Origin of the sequence: Pseudomonas entomophila (assembly GCF_018417595.1) — a bacterium.
Lineage (GTDB): Bacteria > Pseudomonadota > Gammaproteobacteria > Pseudomonadales > Pseudomonadaceae > Aquipseudomonas > Aquipseudomonas entomophila_C.
The window spans coordinates 4,526,178-4,547,375 of record NZ_CP070982.1 but is presented as its reverse complement, the minus strand read 5'-3'; the positions used below and the strand labels follow the sequence as shown (position 1 = coordinate 4,547,375).

Here is a 21,198-nt window from a genome sequence, read left to right as displayed (position 1 = left end):
CAGGCGGCCGGCTTTCTTGTTTCCGCGACCTCGAGGCGGTCGCTCCCAGCAGAAGGAGTTGCAATGTCAGCTGCCATCATTCATCCACCGCTGACCACAATCAGGCTCAGCGGCCAATTGCGCCAGTTCGGCAAGGCGTTCGAACTGGCGGTGCGTACCCCACGTGAAGCGATCAAGGCGTTGTGTGTACAGCTGCCGGGGTTCGAGCGCTTTCTGGCGAACGCCAGTTCTCGCGGTCTGGAGTTCGCCGTCTATAGCGACAAGCGCAATGTCGGCGAGGCCGAACTGGATTTCCAGGCCCGTGACGAGATCCGCATCGTGCCAGTGGTTGCCGGCAGCAAGCGCGCTGGGGGCCTGCAGACCATCATCGGTGTCGTCCTGATCGCCGTGGCGGCGATCGCTACCAATGGTTCATCGCTGCCGTTCACCGCCGGAGGCTGGGGCACCATGGCCACCGTGGGGTTCTCCATGGCCATGGGCGGCGTGATGCAACTGCTCAGCCCGCAGCCCAAGGGCCTGAACATGAGCGCCGGGCCGGAAAACACTCCCGGCTACGCCTTCGGCAGTGCCCGCAACACGACGGCTTCCGGCAACCCGGTGGCCTTGTGCGTGGGCAAACGGCGGTGGGGCGGGGCGATCATCAGCGCGGCGATCTATGCCGAGGATCGGTTGTGAGTCCAGTTATCCAGGAGGCGACATGCCCATGCAGCAAGTGAACCTGGGCACACCGCCCAGTGCCGTGGATGGCGACAGCGCACGCACGGCGTTTACCCGGATCAATGACAATTTCAAGGCCCTGGATGCCATGGGGGTCAGTGGGCCTGTCGCCGGCAATCGCGCTATCCAGGACTGCAACCTGGCGCTGGCGCCGGGTCTGTGGCTGGCGACCTCCGGTATCGCCAGCAACCGCCCCCCGGGCCTGACCTACGTGGTGTTGCGGGTCAGCACCACTGAATACGGCGCGATCCTTCAGGAGGCGGTCGACATCGTCTACGGCGATCGGGCCGTGCGTACCTTCAACCCCAACAACAACGCCTGGGGGCACTGGATCAGTACCTCCAGCCAAGGCGGCAAGACCCTGCCTGGCGGTGGCAACATCGGTGGCCCTGGTATCGACACCCAAAAGCTGCACTCCGGCTTTTATGGTTACTACCAGGGGCCGGGTGAACCAGGTGGCGCGCTGAGCGTGCTCGAGACCTTGTGGCACGCCGACCCGCAGTGGAGCACCCAGCTGGCGATGGGGGTGTCGACCAACGAACTGTTCTACCGCTCGATCAGCAAGAATTCTACCGTTCCGCCAGCCTTTGCCCGCGTGTACACCAGCCAGAACATCCTCGGCGCGGTGTCCGGTGTCGCGTCGGGCGGGATCATCGAGTCCGGCAGCAACGCCAATGGAAATTACACCAAATTCGCCGATGGCACCCTGCTGTGTACGGGGAGTTGCGTGTTGCCGGCAGCTGCCCTGAATGCCGAAGCCGCTGTGAACGTGGTGTTCGCCGCGACTTTTGCCCAGGCGCCAAAGGTGGTCGCCTCTGCGATGGCTTCGGCTGCGGGGACGGGCTCTCAGGCTGACGTTGGTCTGGTCAACATGAATGGCACCTATATGACGATCACCACCAGCGGCATGGTGTTTCGCTCCTGGACCTACCGCTACGCGGTGGCTGCGGGCGTGGTCTTCCACTACATGGCCACGGGGAGGTGGCGCTGATGATCATCAATCTGGTTCCGGTCCGTCACGACCAGCCACTGGCGCTTTCGGTCGAGGGGGACGTGCTCACGCTCAATGGCGAGGCGTTTGATTTTCGCGCCCTGGGCGAAGGCGCCTTGCTGCCCAGCGAAGCCATCGCCGCGCCGTGGTTCATGGGCGATGTGCGTCGCATCGAGGGGCGCCTGCACCTGACCCTGATGCTGCCCCATGGGATGCATGCGCCACGGGCCACGCGCTTTCCCGAAGCCCTGGAGGTGACCGAGGACGGCCCCGTCGCGTTGCCACCCTACGAGACACCGATGAGTGAGGAGCGCTGCCGCGATGAACATTGATTTCAGCCAGGCCTTGACGGCCGAGGCGCAACAGGCGCGGCAGGACGAGGCCATGCGCAACAGCCGCCGGGCCGAAGATGTTCGCCTGTTGCAGGATACGGACTGGTACGTGGTGCGCCTGCTTGAAACCGGCAAGGTCATCCCCGAGGAAATCACCCGCCAACGTGCCGAGGCCCGTGAGCGAATCGACACCTTGGCGTGATGCCGCCGGTGCACAGCAAACCGCCATGAAGGCGGTTTTTTTACGCCTGGAGGAACCCATGGGCGAAACCAACAGACCCGTGATCACCGGTCGCAAAGGTGGTCAGAAACAGCCAAAGGCACCGGTCGAGGCCCCCGACAGCCTGCGCTCCGTCGCCATCGCCAAGATGCTCATCGCCGTCGGTGAGGGAGAATTCGCCGGTACACCGAGCGCCCAGGACATCTATCTGGACGGCACGCCGCTGATGGATGCCAATGGCAGCTACAACTTCCCGGGGGTCAAGTGGGAGTGGCGCCCAGGTTCGCTTGAGCAGCCGCACATTCCCGGTATCCCGTCGGTGGACAACGAAATCACCCAGGGCGTGGAGTTGCGCCATGACAAGCCCTGGGTGCGCGCGCTCGACGACACCCGCCTGTCGGCGGTACGCCTGCGCTTCGCCTGGCCCGCGTTGCAGGCCATGGACAGCGCCGGCAACGTCAACGGCTACCGCATCGAATACGCCGTGGATGTGGCCACCGATGGTGGTGCCTACGTGGAGGTGCTCAAGGATGCCGTGCATGGCAAGAGCACCAGCACCTACGAGCGCACCCGGCGTATCGACCTGCCCAAGGCCGAGCACGGTTGGAGCCTGCGCGTACGCCGCCTGACGCCCAACCAGAGCACCGGCAAGATCGCCGACACCATGCAGATCGCCGGCATCACCGAGGTCATCGACGCCAAACTGCGCTACCCCAACACCGCATTGCTGTACGTGGAGTTCTCCGCCGAGCAGTTCCGCAACATCCCGGCGGTGACGGTCGAGTGCAAGGGGCGCAAATGGCCGGTGCCGAGCAACTACGATCCTGAGACCCGCCGCTACGTGGGCGTCTGGGACGGTACCTTCAAGCAGGCCTGGACCGACAACCCGGCCTGGGTCACCTACGGCATCACCACCAACGATCGCTTTGGTTTGGGCCGGCGGATCAAGCCGTGGATGGTCGACAAGTGGGAGCTGTACCGGATCGCCCAGTACTGCGACCAGCTGGTGCCCGATGGCCGGGGTGGCCAGGAGCCGCGCTTCACCTGCAACCTCAACCTGCAGGGCAAGGCCGAGGCCTGGTCACTGCTGCGCGACATCGCCGGCATCTACCGCGGCATGACCTACTGGGCCCAGGGCCAGCTGTACAGCCTGGCCGACATGCCTCGGGCAACCGATTTCGACTTTGCCTACACCCGCGCCAACGTGGTCGACGGCAAGTTCATCTATTCCAGTGGTTCCGAGCGCAGCCGCTACAGCCGTGTGCTGGTCAGCTACGACAACCCACTGAACAACTACGACACCGATGTCACCGTGGTCGCCGACGACAAGCTGTTGCGCCGCTACGGCGACAACCCGCTGGAACTCAGTGCCATTGGCTGTACCCGCGAGTCCGAAGCGCAGCGCCGCGGAAAATGGGCGCTGCTGACCAACTCGCGCGACCGCGGCATCAGCTTCCGGGTCGGTATGGACGGGCGTATTCCCTTGCCCGGCTACGTCATCCCGGTGGCCGACGAACTGCTGGCCGGTCGCCCGGTCGGCGGACGCCTCGTCACAGGCTTTGCCCGGCAGGTCACCCTGGATCGCGACACCCAGGCCAAGCCTGGGGACCGGTTGATTCTCAACCTGCCGGATGGCACCTGCGAAGGGCGCACCATCGAGGCGGTCGTCGGGCGGCGGATAACCCTCACCACCGCGTACTCCCGCAAGCCGCGTGCCGAGCTGGTTTGGGCCCTGGATGCGCCGGAGCTGGCCATCCCACTGTACCGCGTCACCAGTGTTTCGCGCCCTGAACCAGGTATCTACGAAATCAACGCGGTGCAGTATGACCCGAGCAAGTTCGACCACATCGACACCGGTGCGCGCCTGCAGGAGCGGCCGATCAGCGTCACGCCGATCAACCTCGTGCCGCCTCCGGCCAGCGTCAGCCTCTCCAGCAGCCATGCCATCAGCCAGGGCCTGGCGGTCAGTACCCTGACCATCACCTGGCCGGCGGTTTCCGGCGCGGTGGCTTACGAGGTGGAATGGCGCAAGGATGACGGCAACTGGATCAGCCTGCCGCGCACCGGGGCCACCAGTGTCGATGTCGTCGGTATCTATGCTGGCGCCTATCTGGCCCGGGTGCGCTCGATCAGCGTGAGCGAGATCACCTCGATCTGGCGCTTGTCCATGTTGACCGCGCTCAAGGGCAAGGAAGGCGCCCCGCCTGCGGTGGCGTTCCTGCGGCCAGTATCGGAAATCTTCGCCATTCGATTGGCGTGGGGCTTCCCCGAGGGCGCCGAGGATACGGCGTACACACAGATCGAGATGGCGTCCGAAAGCACCGGGCAGAATCCGATCGCGCTTGGCCGGTTCGCCTACCCGACTTCAACCTACCTGCACTCGGGCATGGCCGCGGCGGTGGTGCGTTACTTCCGTGCGCGGCTGGTGGACCGTACCGGCAACATCGGCCCATGGTCCGAATGGGTCTACGGCCAGTCGAGCGCGGATGCTTCGGCGGTGCTCGAGTACCTGGACGGCAAGATCAGCGAGAGCCACCTGGGCAAGCAGCTACTGAGCGAGATCGGCAAGGTCAGTGGCGATGGCCCAGGTTCGGTGAGCGAGCGGTTCAAGGCTGCAGATGCCGCCTTGCAAGGCCAGCTCAACGCGTTGTCCACGCAACTCTCCGACCTGGCTGGCGCACCGGACTGGAAAGCCGATACGGTCTATCTGGCCGGGTCGCTGGTCAAGCATGAAGGCAAGCTGTATCGGGCCAAGGGCGATGTGCCGGCAGGGACGCCCGTCGCCAACGCCACTTACTGGGAAAACATGGGAGCCTATGTCTCCCTGGGCGACCAGGTGAAGGCGCTGGCCGTGCGCGTCGATGGCGTGCAGACCAGTGTCGAGGAGATCAACGGCGAACTCACGTCCATGGCCAGCCGTGTACTGGGTGTTGAAAGCGCAGTAAGCCCATCGATGGCCGGCACCACGGGTGGCTGGCGCGCCGGAGAAACCGGCGCCCATGCCGGGGCCTGGTCGGTGTATGCCGCGCTCAGCGAGGGCGACAGGGCGATCGCAAGGCAGGTAACCGAAGTCAAGGCCCAGGTCGATGGTAACCTCGCCCATGTCAACCGTACGGTGGACGCACTGACCGACGATGTATCGGCACTGGCGCGTGACAACCAGACCTTGACCGCTCGGGTGGGCGAAACCAAGGCCGTTGTAGAGGACACGTCCGAAGCCCTGGTCAAATTGGGCGGTGATGTACGGGCGACCCGCAGCATCAAGGTTGGCGTGGATGCGAACGGGCGCTACTACAGCGCCGGCATGGGGATCGGTGTCGAGAATACGCCTGATGGGATGCAGTCCCAGGTGCTGTTCCTGGCTGATCGGTTCGCGGTGATGCATCAGCCGGGGGGCGCGCCGAAGTCGGTGTTCGCGGTCAACAACGGCCAGGTCTTCATGAACAACGCGATCATCGGTACCGCCAGCATCGGTAACGCTCAGATCACCGATGCAGCGATCACCCAGGCGAAGATCGCGGACTTGTCTGTCACCACCGGCAAGATCGCGGACCTGTCGGTCAACACCGGCAAGATCACCGACCTGTCGGTGAGCACGCTCAAGATTGCCGGGCGCTCGGTCACCTTGCCTTACTCGGCTTACACCGCCGCCCAGATCAACAGCCCGCCCAACCACGGCTCGCCCAATTGGGTCGAGGTGCAGGCGCTTGGTTTTACCAGCAATGGCTGGGAGAAGCTCTGCACGTTTTCAGCCCAGGTAGGGATGATGTCGACAGGCTGGTGCTTCTGGCGGGTGTTGCTCAATGGCGCGGTCTGGCTGCAGGGGCGTTGCAGCTCAGCGGGCCGCGATCCGGCCATGAGCCCCAACTCCAGCTTCAATACCACGGCCCTGCTGACCGGGTATGGCGGCTACAACGAGCTGCGGCTGCAGTTCTCCGCCCCCAATGGCAGCGCGATGACAGGGTTGTCCATGAGTTGCGACAACCGCTCCATCACCGTTCTCGAGGTACAGCGCTGATGCTGCTTTCAACGATCAAGATCGTCGATTACGACAAGACGACCGGCCAGATCCTGCGGGTGATCGCCTGGCCGGACCCGATGGCTGCGGCCAGGCACTACCCTGGCTGCCTTTACCTACCCGAACACACCGACACCGATGACGTGCGCCGTTATGTCAAGGATCGCGAGGTGGTCGATCGTCCTGAGATGACGGTCACCTTCGACGGACATTCCCTGCAGGGTGTTCCTGAGGGGGCCAGGATTGCCATCGATGGGGTCGAGTACACCGCCGATGACTCACCGGTCATCGAGGTCGAGTTCGACTACCCGGCACGGTACGAGATCGTCGTCAGCCAATGGCCTTACATGGACGCGAGGTTCATACATGAAGATATCGCATAGGTCAGACCACCGGGTGCTGCGCGCCGCCGACTATCCCTCGATGGCGGACCAGCTCGACGCGTTGTGGCATGCAATGGACAGCGGGCAACTTCCGGTTGTCGACGCCTTTTACTCGAGCATCAAGCGAGTGAAGGAAAAGTATCCGAAGCCGGAGAGCCGCGATGAGGAATAGACCTATTTTGTTGGCCCAGGCCAACCTGACTGGCAACAAGGAGGCTGCATGGCTCTCGATCCCGTAAAACTGGGCACGCCACCGAGCGGTATTGACGGTGACGACGCTCGCACGGCTTTTTCCCGTATCAATGCCAACTTCGCCGTGTTGGACAACACCGGCCTGACCGGCCCGTTGGCGGCAACGCGTAATGTCCTGGATTGCAATGACGCTACCGGTCCCGGTTGGTGGTCGGCGCTCAGCGGCGCAGCGGCGCATCTGCCTCCAGGCATCACCTACCCGTTCATCCACACCTCGGCGAACGTGGGCGGATTCGTAACCCAACTCGCCATCGAGGTCGTAAGCGGCAAGTCCGCGACACGGGCGTACAACGTCAACAGTTCGAGTTGGACCGCGTGGACCGTCCACGCCAACGCAAGCAACCTTGGTACGGCGGCGGCGGCCAATCTGACGACCAGCACTTTCGATACAACACTGGGTCGCGCGCTCAAGGTGGGTGACCACGGTATCGGGGCCGACACACAGACAGTCCCCGACCTCAATGGACTGGTAGGGAAGGGCGGCGCCTACAGGTTCAACAACGACACCCTCAATCGTCCACCAGGCATCGCCTACGGTGCGGTGTTGCACCTGGGCCGAGCGGGCAGCGTCGAGGCCATTCAGGTCGCGTACTCCGTCACCGGCTATGAAGCAGCGGTTCGCTTCCTCGTCGGGAGTACCTGGCGCGCCTGGGCCAACACCACGCCGTCGTGGCTGGGGCAGACATGGCAGAACATGACTGCAGCCCGTGCCGCAGGTGTCAACTACACGAATGACACCGGCAGGCCCATCCAGGTTTCGGCGCTGTTCGGCCCGGCCAGCAGCATCAATACCACCGCCATCCTGTACGTCAATGGCGTCCCGATCCATGGCCAGTACGCGGGTGTTGCCGGTGCGTACATCAATACGGCCACCTGCGTGGTTCCCCCGGGGGCGGCCTATTCGGTTGCCGCGGCCAACGGCACTGCCAACCTGGTCTTTTTCAACGAGCTAAGGTGAATCCATATGTTTTTTTACAAGGACCCCACCACCGAAAACATTTACGCCTACAACGAAGACACTCTGGGCCTGCATCTTCAGGAGGGGTTCGTCAGGCTTTCCGATGACGAGTACCAGGCTTTCGTCGAGGCTCAGGCATTGGCAGTGCGCAAGGGCGAGGAGGGGCTGTGGGTCGCCGATCAAATGCAATTGGTCGCCGATCAGCTGCTGATGCTCGATGACAACGACCCGACCGCCATCCCTGGCATGACCACCGCCGACTGGCGCGCCTACCGGATTGCCCTGCGGGCATGGAAGGACGGCGCCGAGGGCTTCCCCGACCAGCAGCACCGCCCACGGCGCCCGGCATAGTGCCCATCCACCTAAGTGAACGACCGCCGCCAGGCGGTATTTTTTTGCCCGGAGGAAGCCAATGGCTCGATGTTCAGCCGCTGTATTCGACAGCCCGAAGCGGGTTGCAAGGGGGCGGCATGAGTGAACTTTCTACCTTGCAGGCGACCTTGACGGCGTCCATCCGCAAGGCGATGCCTGACCTGGCCACGGTCGATGCCGACCGGGGCGTGGCAGGCAACCCGGCGCTGCCGTCCCTGCGCCACGGCATCGTCAGCATGGTCGCCGACGCCGCGCCCCGCGATGGGCGCTCGGTGCTGGTGGTCACCTTCGAGGCGATCATCACACCGGATACGAGCAACACCGATGCTCGGCTGCAAGGCATTGAGCTGGCCGCGCAATTGATGGACCTGTTGCGCCAGCAGTTGTGGGGCCTGGACTTCGTCGAGGCAGTTCGCAACGTCCAGGCCCAGTACCAAGGCGCGCTCTGGAAGGTGACCTGGGAGCAGCCCGTGCTGTTGGGCGAGCCCCACTGGCAATGGCCCGACCAGCCGCCGGGCAGCCTGGTACTGGGCTTCGACCCCGATACCGGGCCTGGCAACCAGGACAATTATCTGGCCCCGGAGGACTTGATATGAGCTACGCCACGGCGATGCACGACCGCATGCTGGCCAGCCTGGTGATCCCTTGCTCGGTAGTGGCGGTAGACCTCGCCGCCGCCCGCGTCCGGGTCTCCGACGGCGATTGGACCAGCGCCTGGGTGCGCTGGCACAGCCAGGCCGCCGGCAAGGCGCGCCACTGGCGGGCACCGAGCCTGGGCGAGCAGGGCGTGCTGGTCAGCCCCAGTGGCGAGCCGGCCCAGGGCACCTTCGTGCCGGGCCTCTATGGCAATGCTGGCGCCGCGCCGGACAACCGCGATCACGTGGAGGTCTGGCGCTTCGACGACGGTGGCTCGTTGGCTTACGACTGGCAGGCCAAGCGCTACGACATCCAGCTGCCCAGCGGCAACGCGACCATCAAGGTTGGTGCCAGCACCCTGGTGGTCAACGACGGCGCCATCACCCTCGATGCCACGACCATCACCCTGACCGGCAAGGTCACGGTCAATGGCCCGCTGCTGGTCAGCGGCGACATCAATGGCGGCGGGCGGATCATCGATACCGCCGGCAACACCGCCAATCACAAGCACTGAGCCCGCGCCTGCGGGCTCTTTCATATCAGGAGAACGCCATGCATACCCAAGCACGGGGTGCGCCTGCGGCAGGAGGTGCCCCATGATCGGCCTGGACCGCCGCACCGGCCAGCCCCTGACGGGCATCGCCCACCTGCGCCAATCCATCGAGGACATCCTCACCACCCCGCTGGGCAGCCGGCGCATGCGCCCCGAGTACGGCAGCCAGTTGCGCCGCTACGTCGACCTGCCCGTCAACGAAGGCTGGAAGAGCGCGGTGCAGGCCGAAGTGGCCCGCGCCCTCGGGCGCTGGGAACCGCGCCTGAAGCTCGACCGGGTCAAGGTCGTGGCCGTGCTCGACGGCCAGGTCAGCCTGGCCTTGAGTGGCCGCTACCTGGGCGACGACGCCCTGGTGGAGGTGACCGTATGAGCCAGGTCGACCTGTCGAAACTGCCGGCTCCGCAACTGCTCGAAGACCTCGATTTCGAGGCGCTGTACCAGGAGGATCTGGCCAGCTTCCGCGCCCAGCTGGGCGATGGCTGGAACGCCAACCTGGAAAGCGACCCGGTCACCAAGCTGCTGGAAGTCGGTGCCTACCGCAAGCTGCTCAACCGGGCGCGCATCAACGATGCCGCCAAGGCGCTGCTGCTGGCTTATGCCGAAGGCCGTGACCTTGACCAACTGGCCGCCAACGTCAACCTGCAACGCCTGGTGATCCAGGCCGCCGACCCGAGCACGATCCCGCCGACCGAGGCCATCCTCGAGTCCGACGATGCCCTGCGCGAGCGGGTGCAACTGGTCTACGAAGGCCTGACCACCGCCGGCCCGCGCAACAGCTACATCCTCCACGCCCGCAACGCCTCGGGCCGGGTCGCTGACGCGACCGCCGAGAGCCCGTCGCCTGCCGTGGTGGACATCACCGTGCTGAGCCTGGACGGCAATGGCGTTGCCAGCCCCGAGCTGCTGGCGCAGGTGCAAACCTACCTCAACGACGACGACATCCGCCCGGTCGCCGACCGGGTCAACGTGCGCAGCGCCGAGGTGCTGCCCTACCGCGTCGAGGCCGTGTTGCACATGGCCGACAACGGCCCGGAGTACGAGACGGTCCTCGGCGAGTGCCGGCGCCGCCTGCAAGCCTGGATCAACCCACGGCGCAGGCTCGGCCTTGAAGTCGCTCGCTCCGGCATCGACGCCCAGTTGCACATCGACGGCGTCAGCCGGGTCGAGCTGATCGGCTGGAATGACATCCGCCCGAGCAAGGCCCAGGCGGCCTGGTGCACCGGCATCGACCTCAAGCGCGGAGGCTGACATGCACAGCCTTCTGCCGCTCAACCGCACGCCGTTGGAGCGCGCCCTGGAAGTGGCCGCCGACGAAGACCTCAAGGCCGGCCTGCGCACCCTCTACAACCCCGACACCTGCCCGGCGCACCTGCTCTACCAGCTGGCCTGGGCCTGGTCGGTGGACCGCTGGGACGACAGCTGGAGCGAGGCGATCAAGCGCTCGGTGATCCGCTCGGCGTTCTTCGTCCATGCCCACAAGGGCACCCTCGGCGCCCTCAGGCGGGTGGTCGAGCCGTTCGGCTACCTGATCGAGGTGCAGGAATGGTGGCAGGCCAAGCCTGCCGGAGTGCCGGGGACGTTTGCCCTGAAGGTTGGGGTGACCGACACCGGCATCAGCGAGGAAACCTACAACGAACTGTCGTCGTTGATCGACGACGCCCGGCCGGTCAGCCGCCACATGACGGGGCTGGTGATCAGCCTCGAAAGCCGTGGCGGTCTCTATTTCGGCTGCGCGCTGCAGGACGGCGACGAACTCGACGTCTACCCGCCGGCACCTCCTGACCTGATCGTCAGTGGTGCCATCGGCCGCGGCGGCCGGGAACACACAATCGATACCTTGGACATTGCACATGGTTGACCAGAATTCACAGTTCTACGCCATCCTCACCAACGTGGGCGCGGCGAAGCAGGCCAACGCGGATGCCTTGGGCATCCCGTGGAAAATCACCCAGATGGGCGTGGGCGACGCCAATGGCGCCGATCCGACCCCCAATGCCACCCAGACCAGCCTGATCAACGAATGGCGCCGGGCGCCGTTGAACCAGCTGAAGGTGGACGACAAGAACAGCGCGATCATCGTGGCCGAGCAGGTCATCCCGGCGGACGTGGGCGGCAAGTGGATCCGCGAGATCGCGTTGTATGACGCCGATGGTGACATGATCGCCGTGGCCAACTGCGCACCCACTTACAAACCGTTGCTCAGCCAGGGTTCTGGGCGCACACAAGTGGTGCGTATGAACCTGGTGGTCAGTAGCGCCAGCAACGTCCAGCTGAAGATCGACCCAGCCGTGGTACTGGCGACTCGCGAGTGGGTTACCGAGGAACTGGCCAAGCAGGATTTCAAGCATTCGGTACAGGTGGCTACCACCGGGCCCATTACCCTGAGTGGGTTGCAGACCATCGACGGTGTCGCGCTCTTGGCAGGCGCTCGCGTGCTGGTGAAGAACCAGTTGGCGGCCAAGGACAATGGCTTGTACCAAGTAGCCGCAGGTGCATGGACGCGCAGCAGCGATGGCGACACCGATGCCAAGGTTACGCCAGGTCTGCTAGTGCTGGTCGAGAAGGGTACGGTCAACGGCGACGGTGCCTGGCAGTTGGTCAGTGATGGGCCGATCACCCTGGGGGTCAGTGCCCAGGACTACGAAATGGCGTTTGGCCGCAGCGGTGTTGTGCCCGGACTGTATCGCAGCGTAACGGTCGACAAGTATGGGCGGGTCATCGCGGCCACGAACCCTACTACCGTCGCTGGGTATGGGTTGACCGATGTCTACACCAAGACTCAGTTGGACTCGATATTGGCGTTGAAAGCACCGCAGGATAGTCCTCTGCTGACTGGTCGCCCGGCTGCTCCGACACCTGAGAGAGAGGATATCTCGACTCGTTTGGCGACTACGCAGTTCGTCAAGGAATTGGGGCTGACGTTCCCTTCCAATTCCACAACCTGCCCTTCGGGCTCAACCCTGACCCTGGCCCAGGTTGGGCGAATGCTCTACATGGACGGCGGTGGCGCCCAGACTTGGAGTGGCAGCGTGGTGCTCCCATCGTCAGGGATTCCAATAGGGTCTGTGTTCTGCATCTCTGTGGGGTCGGGAAACGGCACAATTACTGTACATAAACCAGCATTGCCCAATGGTTATATCGCCATCGGTTCCCGTTCATACGACGCGCTCACAATCCGCTCAAATGAACCGCCCTTGATGCTGATTTGCAATGCTGATCATACCTACGCGGTAATTGCCGGTGGACTTTCAAATACCGCGGACTTCAGTACACAACTTACGATGAATGGTTGGGCTAAAAGTCCAAATGGGTTAATTCAACAGTGGGGTGTTGCCGTGGTTTCCGCAAATGGGACACTTGATGTCACTCTTCCAGTTACCTTCCCCAACCAAGGGCTTGCGGTTGTTTGTTCTTATATCTATGGCCTTGGTGGCGTAGCTGGTCGCTGTGGGGCTGGGTATTTGAACACCTCCACAATACGGATCGAAAGCGCGGTGCCTGCAATTAGTGGAAGTCAACAGACCATCCATTGGTTTGCCATTGGCAAGTAGGAGAGAGGATGTATTTCTATTCGGCAAAAACTGGCGGACTCTATGTGTCCGAAATAAATGGTAAAGCTATTCCGGCTGATGCGGTAGAACTGAGCGCGCAAGAGTATTCAGCTCTGGTTTCGGCGTCGAATGAAGGTAAGGTACTGATACCTGACCGCAATGGTATTCCGATAATTTCGAAACCTACAGCAATTGCAGGGGCATTAGCATCGGCCGAGCGAGAGTGGCGTGATTGGCAACTTGCGGTGACTGATGGCTTGGTCGCACGCCATCGCGATGAGGTGGAGGCTAGCACTGAAACTTCGCTCATCGCCGCTCACTATACAGAGTTGCAGGCTTATCGCCGAGCTCTACGCAACTGGCCTGAGTCCGGCGACTTTCCATTGATCGAGCATCGTCCTCCCGTCCCGACCTGGCTGTCCCGATACCTTCCATAGCGCCCTATCCCTTAGGGCGTTTCGTTTAAAGCTGGACCCAATCTTAGCCCCGTCTTACGGGGCATTTTTATATTAGGAGACTTTATGAGTGGCTTTTTCCACGGCGTCACCGTGACCAACGTCGACACCGGCGCGCGCAGCATCGCACTGCCGTCGTCCTCGATCATCGGCCTGGTCGACACCTTCACCGAAGGCCCGGGCGTCACCGCCAAGGCCAACGACCTGATCCTGATCACCAGCGAGCGCGAAGCGGTCGCGGCGTTCGGCCAGGACGCGGCGATCACCAAGGCCTGCCGTGCCATCTACAGCCGCGCCAAGGCGGTCATCGTCGCCTGCGGCGTGGCCAAGCTCGAAGACGGCGCCGAGCAGACCGCGGCGATCATCGGCAACGTGCTGGCCGACGGCAAGCGCACCGGCCTGCAGGCGCTGCTCGACGGCAAGAGCCGTTTCAACGCCCAACCACGCCTGCTGGTGGCGCCCAAGCACAGCGCCACCCAAGCCGTGGGCACCGCGCTGGTGGCCCTGGCCGACAAGCTGCGCGCCATCGCCATCATCGACGGCCCGAACAGCACCGATGAAGCGGCCATCGCCTACGCCAAGCACTTCGGTGCCAAGCGCGCCTTCCTGGTCGACCCGGGCGTGCGCTACTGGGACAACGCCGCCGAGGCCACCGTCGACGCGCCAGGCTCGGCCTGGGTCGCCGGCCTGTTCGCCTACACCGACCGCGAGTACGGCTTCTGGGCGTCGCCTTCGAACAAGGAGTTCGTCGGCATCACCGGTACCACCCGCGCGGTGGAGTTCCTCGATGGCGACGACACCTGCCGCGCCAACCTGCTGAACAACGCCAACATCGCCACCATCATCCGCGATGACGGCTTCCGCCTGTGGGGCAACCGCACCCTGTCGAGCGACCCGAAATGGGCCTTCGTCACCCGCGTGCGCACCATGGACATCGTCATGGACGCGATCCTCTACGGCCACAAATGGGCCGTGGACCGCTCCATCACCGCCACCTACGTCAAGGACGTCACCGAGGGCCTGCAGGCCTTCATGCGCGACCTGAAGAACCAGGGCGCGATCATCAACTTCGAAGTCTTCGCCGACCCGGAGCTGAACACCGCCAGCCAGCTGGAGCAGGGCAAGGTGTACTGGAACATCCGCTTCACCGATGTGCCGCCTGCCGAAAACCCCAATTTCCGCGTCGAAGTCACCAACCAGTGGCTGACCGAAGTCCTCGATACCGCTGCTTAAGGAGCACATTTACATGGCAATGATTCCCGAAACCCTGGCCAACCTGAACCTGTTCGTCGATGGCGTCAGCTTCCAGGGCGATGTCCCCAGCCTGACCCTGCCCAAGCTCACCCTGAAGATGGAAGAGCACCGCCCCGGTGGCATGGACATGCCGGTCGAGATGGACCAGGGCATGGAAAAACAGGAAGCCGCCTTCACCACCACCGGCGTGCGCCGCGAGTCGCTGAAGTTCTTCGGCCTGGCCGACGGCACCGCCTTCAACGGCACCTTCCGCGGCGCCTTCAAGGGCCTGAAAGGCAAGATCAACCCGGTGATCGTCACCCTGCGTGGCGCGCTGAAAGAGATCGACATGGGCGACTGGAAATCCGGCGACAAGGCCGAGATCAAGCACAGCGTCGCCGTCACCTACTACAAGCTCGAAGTCGACGGCCGCCTGGTCTACGAAATCGATGCCCTGGGCATGAAGCGGGTGATCGACGGCGTCGACCAACTGGCCGCCCAGCGCGCTGCCCTGGGTCTTTAAGGAGAACACTCGATGGCTCAAGCGAAAAAGCTTCCGCAATGGCTGACCGTCACCGCCGAGCGCGTGACCGTGCGCCTATCGCGCCCCAGCGAGGCCAACGGCGTGCAGGTCGACAGCCTGTCGCTGCGCGCCCCCACCGTGCGTGACATCCGCAATGCCCAGGCCGGTGGTACGAGCGACGACGAGCAGCGCGAACTGAACCTGTTCGCCTCGCTCGCCGAAGTCGGCGTCAAGGACCTCGAGGGCCTGGCCCTGAAGGACTACAGCCGCCTGCAGACGGGCTATTTTCGCCTGGTGCAGGACGACGAGCTTTGACCCCGCCCGGCAGAAGGCCGCCGCCAGGCGGCTGGCCAAGGAGCTGAACTTTTCCGCGAGCGAAATCATGACCATGTCGTACAGCGACATGGTCTGGTGGCTGGCGGAGTGACAAGGAGGAACCTATGGCGAACACACAAGTGTTCACCCTCGGCGTCACTGTCGTTCCGGTGGTAGGGGCTGCGTTCGAATCGTATCCCCTGCAATTTGCGCCGGATCAAACATTAGGCTGGCCGATGCCAATAGAAGGTGCTGGTGACGAGCCTGGAAGGCAAGGATCGCAGGTCATTGCACCAGAGGGCACGGCGAACTCCAACGCTGTCCTGGATTCGGCGGCCCCCTCGAGTGACGCACGCTCACGAGATGGGCAGGTCGAACAGTTGCGCCGAGAGGGTGATGAACTCGAGCGCTTGCTGCGGCTTTATGGGGCGTTGGGCAAGGTCGAGCTGGGGGCTGCATCGAGGACCACGGGCCTCGGTGCCTTGCAACAAGACTGGCGAGTGCCACAGCAGATTTCCGTGCCTGGCCGGCCTAACGGCGGTCAGGTAATCGACTCACAGGCGTTCCTGCCACCCGATCAATGGGAGGCTGCGGTACGGGCATCGGTGCGCAGGCCAGCCAGGCCAGAGGGAGAGCCGCCAGGCGACCCTGAAATGTTCTCTGGCAAGGTGCCGTTTGAGAGCACTACTGAATCTGCGCTGAAAGGTCTTGCAGTGGCTGGCGCCGCCATCGGTGCGGTGGGAGGTGCTGGCACGGTGATCGTCCGTCGGGCGAAAAAGTCACCTGAGGCAAGGCAAGAGGCTTGGGAGACGGTCAAAGAGAAAACGGGTGTAGGTGCGGTGACTGCTGCCGTCAAATCCGGCCGCATTCTTGCCGGCAGTGGAACGGCGGAGGAAAAAGCCCAGGGCATCGGTGCTGCCTTTGGCGAGATGGGCGGCTCACTTGCCGGTGCAGCTCTTGGTGCTCTGTTCGGTCGTAAAGGCAACAAATGGGGCAAGGAGATGGGCAGCCTGTTCGGAGGCATGCTCGGCGAGGCGGTCGGAGGTGCCGTCGGCACCGAGACCTTGAAGCTGTTCAGCGGTAAGCCCACGCAAGAGGATGCTGGCGCTTCAGGTACCAGAGCTTCCGCCACCTCTGCAAGTCGTTCTGAGCTGAGTGCAGGGACGCACGTTGGTATCGGGGCCACCCAGAAGCCGCTTCAATCCAATGCGGTAGATGAAGACATCGAAGAGGAAGAAGAGGAAGAAGAGGAAGAAGAGGAAGAAGAGGAAGAAGAAGTCGAGGAGGTCGAAGAGGCGCCAGCCCCCAATCAAGGGCCGGACGCGACTGCCTCGGCGTTGGGCGGACGGGCAGGGACGACTACCGCGGCTCCTAATTCCGGAGACCAAACGGCAGGAAGTGCCAGCGGCGTAATGCCAACGGCCTCTTCGGCGTTGGGGCAGGCGATACGGGCACTTCCTTCGGTGAACGGCAATGGCTTTTCACTCACATCCGGGCCCGTATCGAACGGTTCGACTGCCGTGGAAAGCGCAAGCAGTGCCGTATCGGCGCTGTCATCGATCGCTCCTCTCAAGGCAGTCAGTTCACGTCTTCCGTTGGCCAGGGGGCTGCTCAAGCGCGTGCCTGGAGGTGCGGCGCTGGACTCCGCCTTGCAGATAGCCGAGACCTACGCCAGTGATGCCACGCCGCAAGCCAAGGCGGAAGGTTATGGCAGTGCCGTCGGTGGACTGGGCGGTACCCTGGCCGGCGCTGCGGCCGGTGCCGCGATTGGCTCGGTAGTGCCGGTCATCGGTACCGCCATTGGCGGGCTCATCGGCGGTGTGCTCGGTAGCATGGGTGGGGAAAGCGTTGGTGGCTGGTTGGGTAAAACGTTGGTATCGGGCCCCGGCAAGGATGAGGGAACACAACGCGGGGAGAAGTCCATGGCACGGACTGCTCCAGTCGACAATACCAGCGCTTCGGCTGCATCACCTGTTCCCATCGCGCAGCCCGCCGCCTTGCAACCAACACCGGTCCCGGCTTCACCAGCCCCGATCAACCAGCAATTCACCTTCACCGCCAACATGCCGGTCACCTTCAGCAACAGCCTGGACGACCCGTCCGTGCTCCAGCAACTGGAGGCCATCGCCCGTCGCCAGTTGGAAGAGCTGATGCGCCAGGCCCGCTCGGTACAACTGGCCGACACCCCACATATCGCACTTTAAGGAGGACCCATGACCTACCTGGAGCAGCTGCAAGCCACGCTGCACGCCCTGGTCAAGGCGGGAGAAGCGGGGCGTCGGCGTGCCGACGCCATGCTCGATCCCATGAACGACGCGATCGGCCATATACAAGGGGCGGTGGGCGAACTGGAAGGGTTGCCGGTGGTCGGGCCGATCATCGGTGCCAAGCTGCAGCGCACCATGCGCGCAATCACCAACGCCCAGGCCCGGGTCGCCAAGGTGGTGGCCAAGTACGACCAGGCGGTGGCCGTGGTGCGTCAGGTGCGTGATCGCATCGACGGCTTCGCCGCCCACGCCGCCAAGGCTGGCGCAGCGATCGGTCGCGTGGTCGGGGCGGTGCGCTCGACCGTCAACGGCGTGTTGTCGACACTGGGCTTCGCGCCCGAAGCGACCCCTGCCGCCGAAGCGGTCAAGCCGTTCCCGCACCTGCTGGTGCTGCAACCACTCAAGGCGGGCGCCGCACCGTACTACTTCAACCTCGACACCGCCGCCTTCGACCAGCTGCGCCGGCAGACCCGCTTCCGCTGGGCCGGCCAGGAGCGGCTGAGCCGCGACACTGCGCAACAGGCGGTGAGCTTGGGCGAGGAGACCATCAGCATTCGCGGGGCGATCTTCCCCGGCTTCAAGGGCGGCCTCGGCCAGTTGCAGACACTGCGCAGCATCGGCCGCCAGCTGTCGCCGCTGTCGCTGACCACCGGCTACGGCGAGGTACTCGGCACCTGGTGCCTGACCAGCATCGAGGAAGAGCAGGGCGCCCTGCTGGCCGGCGGCATCCCGCGCAAACAAGGGTTTTCACTGGAGTTCGTGAGCTATGGCCAGGATTTGTACAACGTCTGAGGGCGATGTGCTCGACACGCTCTGCCAGCACTACTACGGCCACCTCGATGGCTCGGTCGAAGCGGTGCTCGAGGCCAACCAGGGCCTGGCGGACGAGGCCCAGCCGTTTCGCGCCGGGGTGCGCATCGTGTTGCCGGCGCTGGCCGTGGTGGCCGCGAATACCGTGCAACTGTGGGACTGACCGGCGAGGAGCCTGAACCATGCAACCGATCTTCCGCATCGAGGCCGACGGCAAGGACATCACCGCGCTGATCAACGACCGCCTGTTGCTGCTGCGCACCACCGACAAGCCCGGCATGGAGTCGGACGACTTCGAGCTGCGCATCGATGCCCGCGACGGCGCCCTGGCGCTGCCCGCCCGCGGCGCCGTGCTGCAGGTTCATCTGGGGTACGCCGGCCAGCCGCTGACGCGGCTGGGGCGCTACACCGTCGATGAGGTCGAATTGTCGGGGCCACCCGACACCCTGGTCATTCGCGGCAAGGCCAGTGACCTGCGCGGTACCGGCAAGACCATCCGCAGCGGTAGCTGGGAAGGGGCGACGCTGCAACGCATCGTCGCCGAGATCGGTGCGCGCAATGGTTGGCAGGCGGTCTGCCCGGTGACGGTCAAGCTGCCGCGGGTCGACCAGTACAGTGAGTCGGATTTCAACTTCATCACCCGCCTGGCCCGGCAGAACGACTGCACCGCCAAGCTTGCCGATGGCCAGTTGCTGGTGTTGCCGCGCCAAGGCGGGCAGAGCGCCAGCGGCAAGGCGTTGGGTGTGGTGACCATCGCCCGCAAGGACGTCAGCCAGTGGCAGTTCCGCCTGGCCGACAAAAGTACCCACAAGGCGGTGCGCACCCGCCACCAGGACCCGGCGACCGGCAAGCTTAACGTCGTCGAACTGGACAATGGTGACGCACCGCAGGGCCTGCAACCGGTGCATACCGACCGCCACCTGTACCCCAACCGTGCGGCCGCCGAACAGGCCGCCAAGGCGCGCCTGGCCAGCTTCAATCGCGACACGGCCTCTGTGCGCCTGGACATGCCCGGGCGCACCGACCTGTTCGCCGAGCGCAGCGTGGAGATCACCGGCTTTCTCGCCGGGCTAGACGGAGCGTATCTGGTCGAGTCGGTGGAACAGGTGTTCACCAGCAGCGGCTGGCGCACCACGGTGCAGTGCAACGGCGGGCGCCAGGGCAAGGCCAAGGCCGAGGGGGCAGCGCCCAGGCGCGCCGGAGCATTGAAGGCCTGAGCGCGGGTGCCACCGGGTGCATGGAGAAGGTTTCCCGGTGCCGGTTGGCGTGGGCGCTTTCATATAGTCGGCCGCAATGAAGGCGTTACTTCGGAAAGTCGCCCTTTCCCACCCTTTGAATGTGAAATCAGCTTGTCAGGATCTTCTCTATGTTCATCGACTTGCGCTGCGGCCAGTGTCGAAAGCTACTGGCCCGCATCACCCCCGCTTCCGAGCTCCAGATCAAGTGCGGCCGTTGCCGCACCTTGAATCATGTGAAAGCCACGCGCTTCGAGCCATCGCCTGTGAGCGAGCCGTTGGCGGCACTGGCCGCCGTTCGATCAGACTGCAATGGAGAACATACCGATGCCGCTCACTGAACAGCAGCTCAAACAGATCTATCCGCTGGCCGGCCAGTGCGCCACGACTTTCCTGCCAGCGCTGAACGAGGCCATGGAGCATTGGGAAATCGACCACCCCAAGCGTGTTGCCGCGTTTCTCGCCCAGGTCGGGCACGAGTCCGGCCAACTGCGCTATGTCAAAGAGCTTGGTGGCGACCGCTACCTGGCACGCTATGACACCGGCAGCCTGGCCTTGCGCCTGGGCAACACACCGGAGGCCGACGGCGATGGCCAGCTCTACTGCGGGCGCGGCCTGATCCAGGTGACCGGGCGCAACAACTACCAGGCCTGTAGCCGGGCACTGTTCGGTGACGAGCGTCTGCTGGCCCAACCGCAGATGCTCGAGCAGCCGCGCTGGGCCTGCGAATCGGCAGCCTGGTTCTGGCATTCGCGGGGGCTCAATGCCTTGGCCGACCGCGGCGAGTTCAACCGCATCACGCGCCATATCAATGGTGGCCTGAACGGCTTGGCCGACCGTGTCGAGCTCTGGGACCGGGCGCGCGAGGTGCTGTGTTGAGCCGCCTGCAACTGGGCGTGTATGCCGTGCTGGTGCTGTCCAGTGCGGCGCTGGCCTGGCAGGTCCAGGGCTGGCGCTACGAGCGCATGCTGGCCGAGTCCGAGGCGCTGCAGGCACAGCAGAAGGTCGAGCAGGTCGAGGCGCTCAATGAGCAATTGCTTGCCGAGCGCGACCGGCGCCAGGCGCTCGAGCAACGCCTGCACAACGATGAAACCCGTCATTACCAGGAGCTTTCCGATGCCCAACAAACTCAGGCTCGCCTGCGTGATCGCCTTGCTACTGCCGATCTTCGGTTGTCGGTCCTGGTCGAGCGCGACACCGGCTGCGCCGCAGTGCCTGCCACCACCGCCCCCGGCGGCGTGGATCATGGTGCCGTACGCGCCCGACTTGAGCCGGCGCATGCTCGACGAATTATCGCCATCACCGACGACGGCGACCGCGGACTGATCGCCCTGCGCGCCTGCCAGGCCTATGTCCGCGCACTGGCGCCGTGAAGGG

The 21,198-nt window shown here is 64.2% G+C and carries 26 protein-coding genes; all 26 read left to right on the top strand.

What is annotated here, in order from left to right; translation table 11 throughout:
- Positions 1-63: 63 nt before the first annotated feature.
- The 26 genes from JYG34_RS19820 (at position 64) to JYG34_RS19695 (ending at position 21,194) form a co-directional block, all read left to right on the top strand.
- Positions 64-675, top strand: coding sequence for a tail assembly protein (locus tag JYG34_RS19820; RefSeq protein WP_213657976.1), 612 nt, complete (start codon positions 64-66; stop codon positions 673-675).
- Positions 676-697: 22 nt separating this feature from the next.
- Positions 698-1,708 (top strand): hypothetical protein, encoded by a 1,011-nt coding sequence (locus JYG34_RS19815; protein WP_213657975.1) that lies wholly within the window; start codon positions 698-700, stop codon positions 1,706-1,708.
- On the top strand, positions 1,708-2,040 hold the full coding sequence (locus JYG34_RS19810) for a hypothetical protein (RefSeq protein WP_213657974.1): 333 nt from the start codon (positions 1,708-1,710) through the stop codon (positions 2,038-2,040). Before JYG34_RS19815 ends, JYG34_RS19810 begins: the two co-directional genes overlap by 1 nt.
- The gene (locus JYG34_RS19805) at positions 2,030-2,242 is read left to right on the top strand and encodes a hypothetical protein (RefSeq protein ID WP_249746184.1); all 213 of its coding nucleotides are present in this window, start codon (positions 2,030-2,032) and stop codon (positions 2,240-2,242) included. Before JYG34_RS19810 ends, JYG34_RS19805 begins: the two co-directional genes overlap by 11 nt.
- A gap of 58 nt (positions 2,243-2,300) precedes the next feature.
- Positions 2,301-6,278, top strand: coding sequence for a TipJ family phage tail tip protein (gpJ, locus tag JYG34_RS19800; protein WP_213657973.1), 3,978 nt, complete (start codon positions 2,301-2,303; stop codon positions 6,276-6,278).
- A complete protein-coding gene (locus JYG34_RS19795; protein WP_213657972.1) occupies positions 6,278-6,661 on the top strand; it encodes a hypothetical protein in 384 nt (127 codons plus the stop codon). The genes gpJ and JYG34_RS19795 overlap by 1 nt, the downstream gene beginning before the upstream one ends.
- A complete protein-coding gene (locus JYG34_RS19790) occupies positions 6,645-6,833 on the top strand; it encodes a hypothetical protein (RefSeq protein WP_213657971.1) in 189 nt (62 codons plus the stop codon). The genes JYG34_RS19795 and JYG34_RS19790 overlap by 17 nt, the downstream gene beginning before the upstream one ends.
- A gap of 48 nt (positions 6,834-6,881) precedes the next feature.
- Positions 6,882-7,871, top strand: coding sequence for a hypothetical protein (locus tag JYG34_RS19785; protein WP_213657970.1), 990 nt, complete (start codon positions 6,882-6,884; stop codon positions 7,869-7,871).
- A gap of 6 nt (positions 7,872-7,877) precedes the next feature.
- Positions 7,878-8,222 carry a hypothetical protein gene (locus JYG34_RS19780; protein WP_213657969.1) on the top strand — a complete coding sequence of 115 codons (345 nt, stop codon included), beginning with the start codon at positions 7,878-7,880 and terminating at the stop codon, positions 8,220-8,222.
- Between the two features lie 119 nt (positions 8,223-8,341).
- A complete protein-coding gene (locus JYG34_RS19775) occupies positions 8,342-8,839 on the top strand; it encodes a hypothetical protein (protein WP_213657968.1) in 498 nt (165 codons plus the stop codon).
- The gene (locus JYG34_RS19770) at positions 8,836-9,393 is read left to right on the top strand and encodes a phage baseplate assembly protein V (RefSeq protein WP_213657967.1); all 558 of its coding nucleotides are present in this window, start codon (positions 8,836-8,838) and stop codon (positions 9,391-9,393) included. Before JYG34_RS19775 ends, JYG34_RS19770 begins: the two co-directional genes overlap by 4 nt.
- Before the next feature lie 82 nt (positions 9,394-9,475).
- A complete protein-coding gene (locus JYG34_RS19765) occupies positions 9,476-9,802 on the top strand; it encodes a GPW/gp25 family protein (protein WP_011535222.1) in 327 nt (108 codons plus the stop codon).
- A complete protein-coding gene (locus JYG34_RS19760) occupies positions 9,799-10,680 on the top strand; it encodes a baseplate assembly protein (RefSeq protein WP_213657966.1) in 882 nt (293 codons plus the stop codon). The genes JYG34_RS19765 and JYG34_RS19760 overlap by 4 nt, the downstream gene beginning before the upstream one ends.
- A gap of 1 nt (position 10,681) precedes the next feature.
- Positions 10,682-11,290, top strand: coding sequence for a phage tail protein I (locus JYG34_RS19755; protein ID WP_213657965.1), 609 nt, complete (start codon positions 10,682-10,684; stop codon positions 11,288-11,290).
- Positions 11,283-12,983 carry a phage tail protein gene (locus JYG34_RS19750; RefSeq protein WP_213657964.1) on the top strand — a complete coding sequence of 567 codons (1,701 nt, stop codon included), beginning with the start codon at positions 11,283-11,285 and terminating at the stop codon, positions 12,981-12,983. Before JYG34_RS19755 ends, JYG34_RS19750 begins: the two co-directional genes overlap by 8 nt.
- Before the next feature lie 8 nt (positions 12,984-12,991).
- Complete coding sequence (locus JYG34_RS19745; RefSeq protein WP_213657963.1) at positions 12,992-13,420, top strand: phage tail assembly chaperone; 429 nt, start codon at positions 12,992-12,994, stop codon at positions 13,418-13,420.
- Positions 13,421-13,504: 84 nt separating this feature from the next.
- Positions 13,505-14,671 carry a phage tail sheath subtilisin-like domain-containing protein gene (locus JYG34_RS19740; RefSeq protein WP_213657962.1) on the top strand — a complete coding sequence of 389 codons (1,167 nt, stop codon included), beginning with the start codon at positions 13,505-13,507 and terminating at the stop codon, positions 14,669-14,671.
- A 13-nt stretch (positions 14,672-14,684) separates the two neighbouring features.
- Positions 14,685-15,194, top strand: coding sequence for a phage major tail tube protein (locus JYG34_RS19735; protein ID WP_213657961.1), 510 nt, complete (start codon positions 14,685-14,687; stop codon positions 15,192-15,194).
- Positions 15,195-15,206: 12 nt separating this feature from the next.
- Positions 15,207-15,509, top strand: a complete 303-nt coding sequence (locus JYG34_RS19730; RefSeq protein ID WP_213657960.1) for a phage tail assembly protein — start codon at positions 15,207-15,209, stop codon at positions 15,507-15,509.
- Positions 15,510-15,634: 125 nt separating this feature from the next.
- Complete coding sequence (locus tag JYG34_RS19725) at positions 15,635-17,713, top strand: hypothetical protein (RefSeq protein WP_213657959.1); 2,079 nt, start codon at positions 15,635-15,637, stop codon at positions 17,711-17,713.
- Between the two features lie 9 nt (positions 17,714-17,722).
- Positions 17,723-18,568: a phage tail protein gene (locus JYG34_RS19720; RefSeq protein WP_213657958.1), complete on the top strand. Its 846-nt coding sequence runs from the start codon at positions 17,723-17,725 to the stop codon at positions 18,566-18,568.
- Positions 18,543-18,749 carry a tail protein X gene (locus JYG34_RS19715; RefSeq protein WP_213657957.1) on the top strand — a complete coding sequence of 69 codons (207 nt, stop codon included), beginning with the start codon at positions 18,543-18,545 and terminating at the stop codon, positions 18,747-18,749. Before JYG34_RS19720 ends, JYG34_RS19715 begins: the two co-directional genes overlap by 26 nt.
- Positions 18,750-18,768: 19 nt before the next feature.
- Positions 18,769-19,803 (top strand): phage late control D family protein, encoded by a 1,035-nt coding sequence (locus JYG34_RS19710; protein ID WP_213657956.1) that lies wholly within the window; start codon positions 18,769-18,771, stop codon positions 19,801-19,803.
- A gap of 149 nt (positions 19,804-19,952) precedes the next feature.
- A complete protein-coding gene (locus JYG34_RS19705) occupies positions 19,953-20,162 on the top strand; it encodes a zinc finger domain-containing protein (RefSeq protein WP_213657955.1) in 210 nt (69 codons plus the stop codon).
- Entirely contained in the window at positions 20,149-20,700 is a 552-nt protein-coding gene (locus JYG34_RS19700; RefSeq protein WP_213657954.1) for a glycoside hydrolase family 19 protein, read from the top strand. The genes JYG34_RS19705 and JYG34_RS19700 overlap by 14 nt, the downstream gene beginning before the upstream one ends.
- Positions 20,694-21,194, top strand: coding sequence for a lysis system i-spanin subunit Rz (locus JYG34_RS19695; RefSeq protein WP_213657953.1), 501 nt, complete (start codon positions 20,694-20,696; stop codon positions 21,192-21,194). The genes JYG34_RS19700 and JYG34_RS19695 overlap by 7 nt, the downstream gene beginning before the upstream one ends.
- The last annotated feature ends 4 nt before the right edge of the window (positions 21,195-21,198 follow it).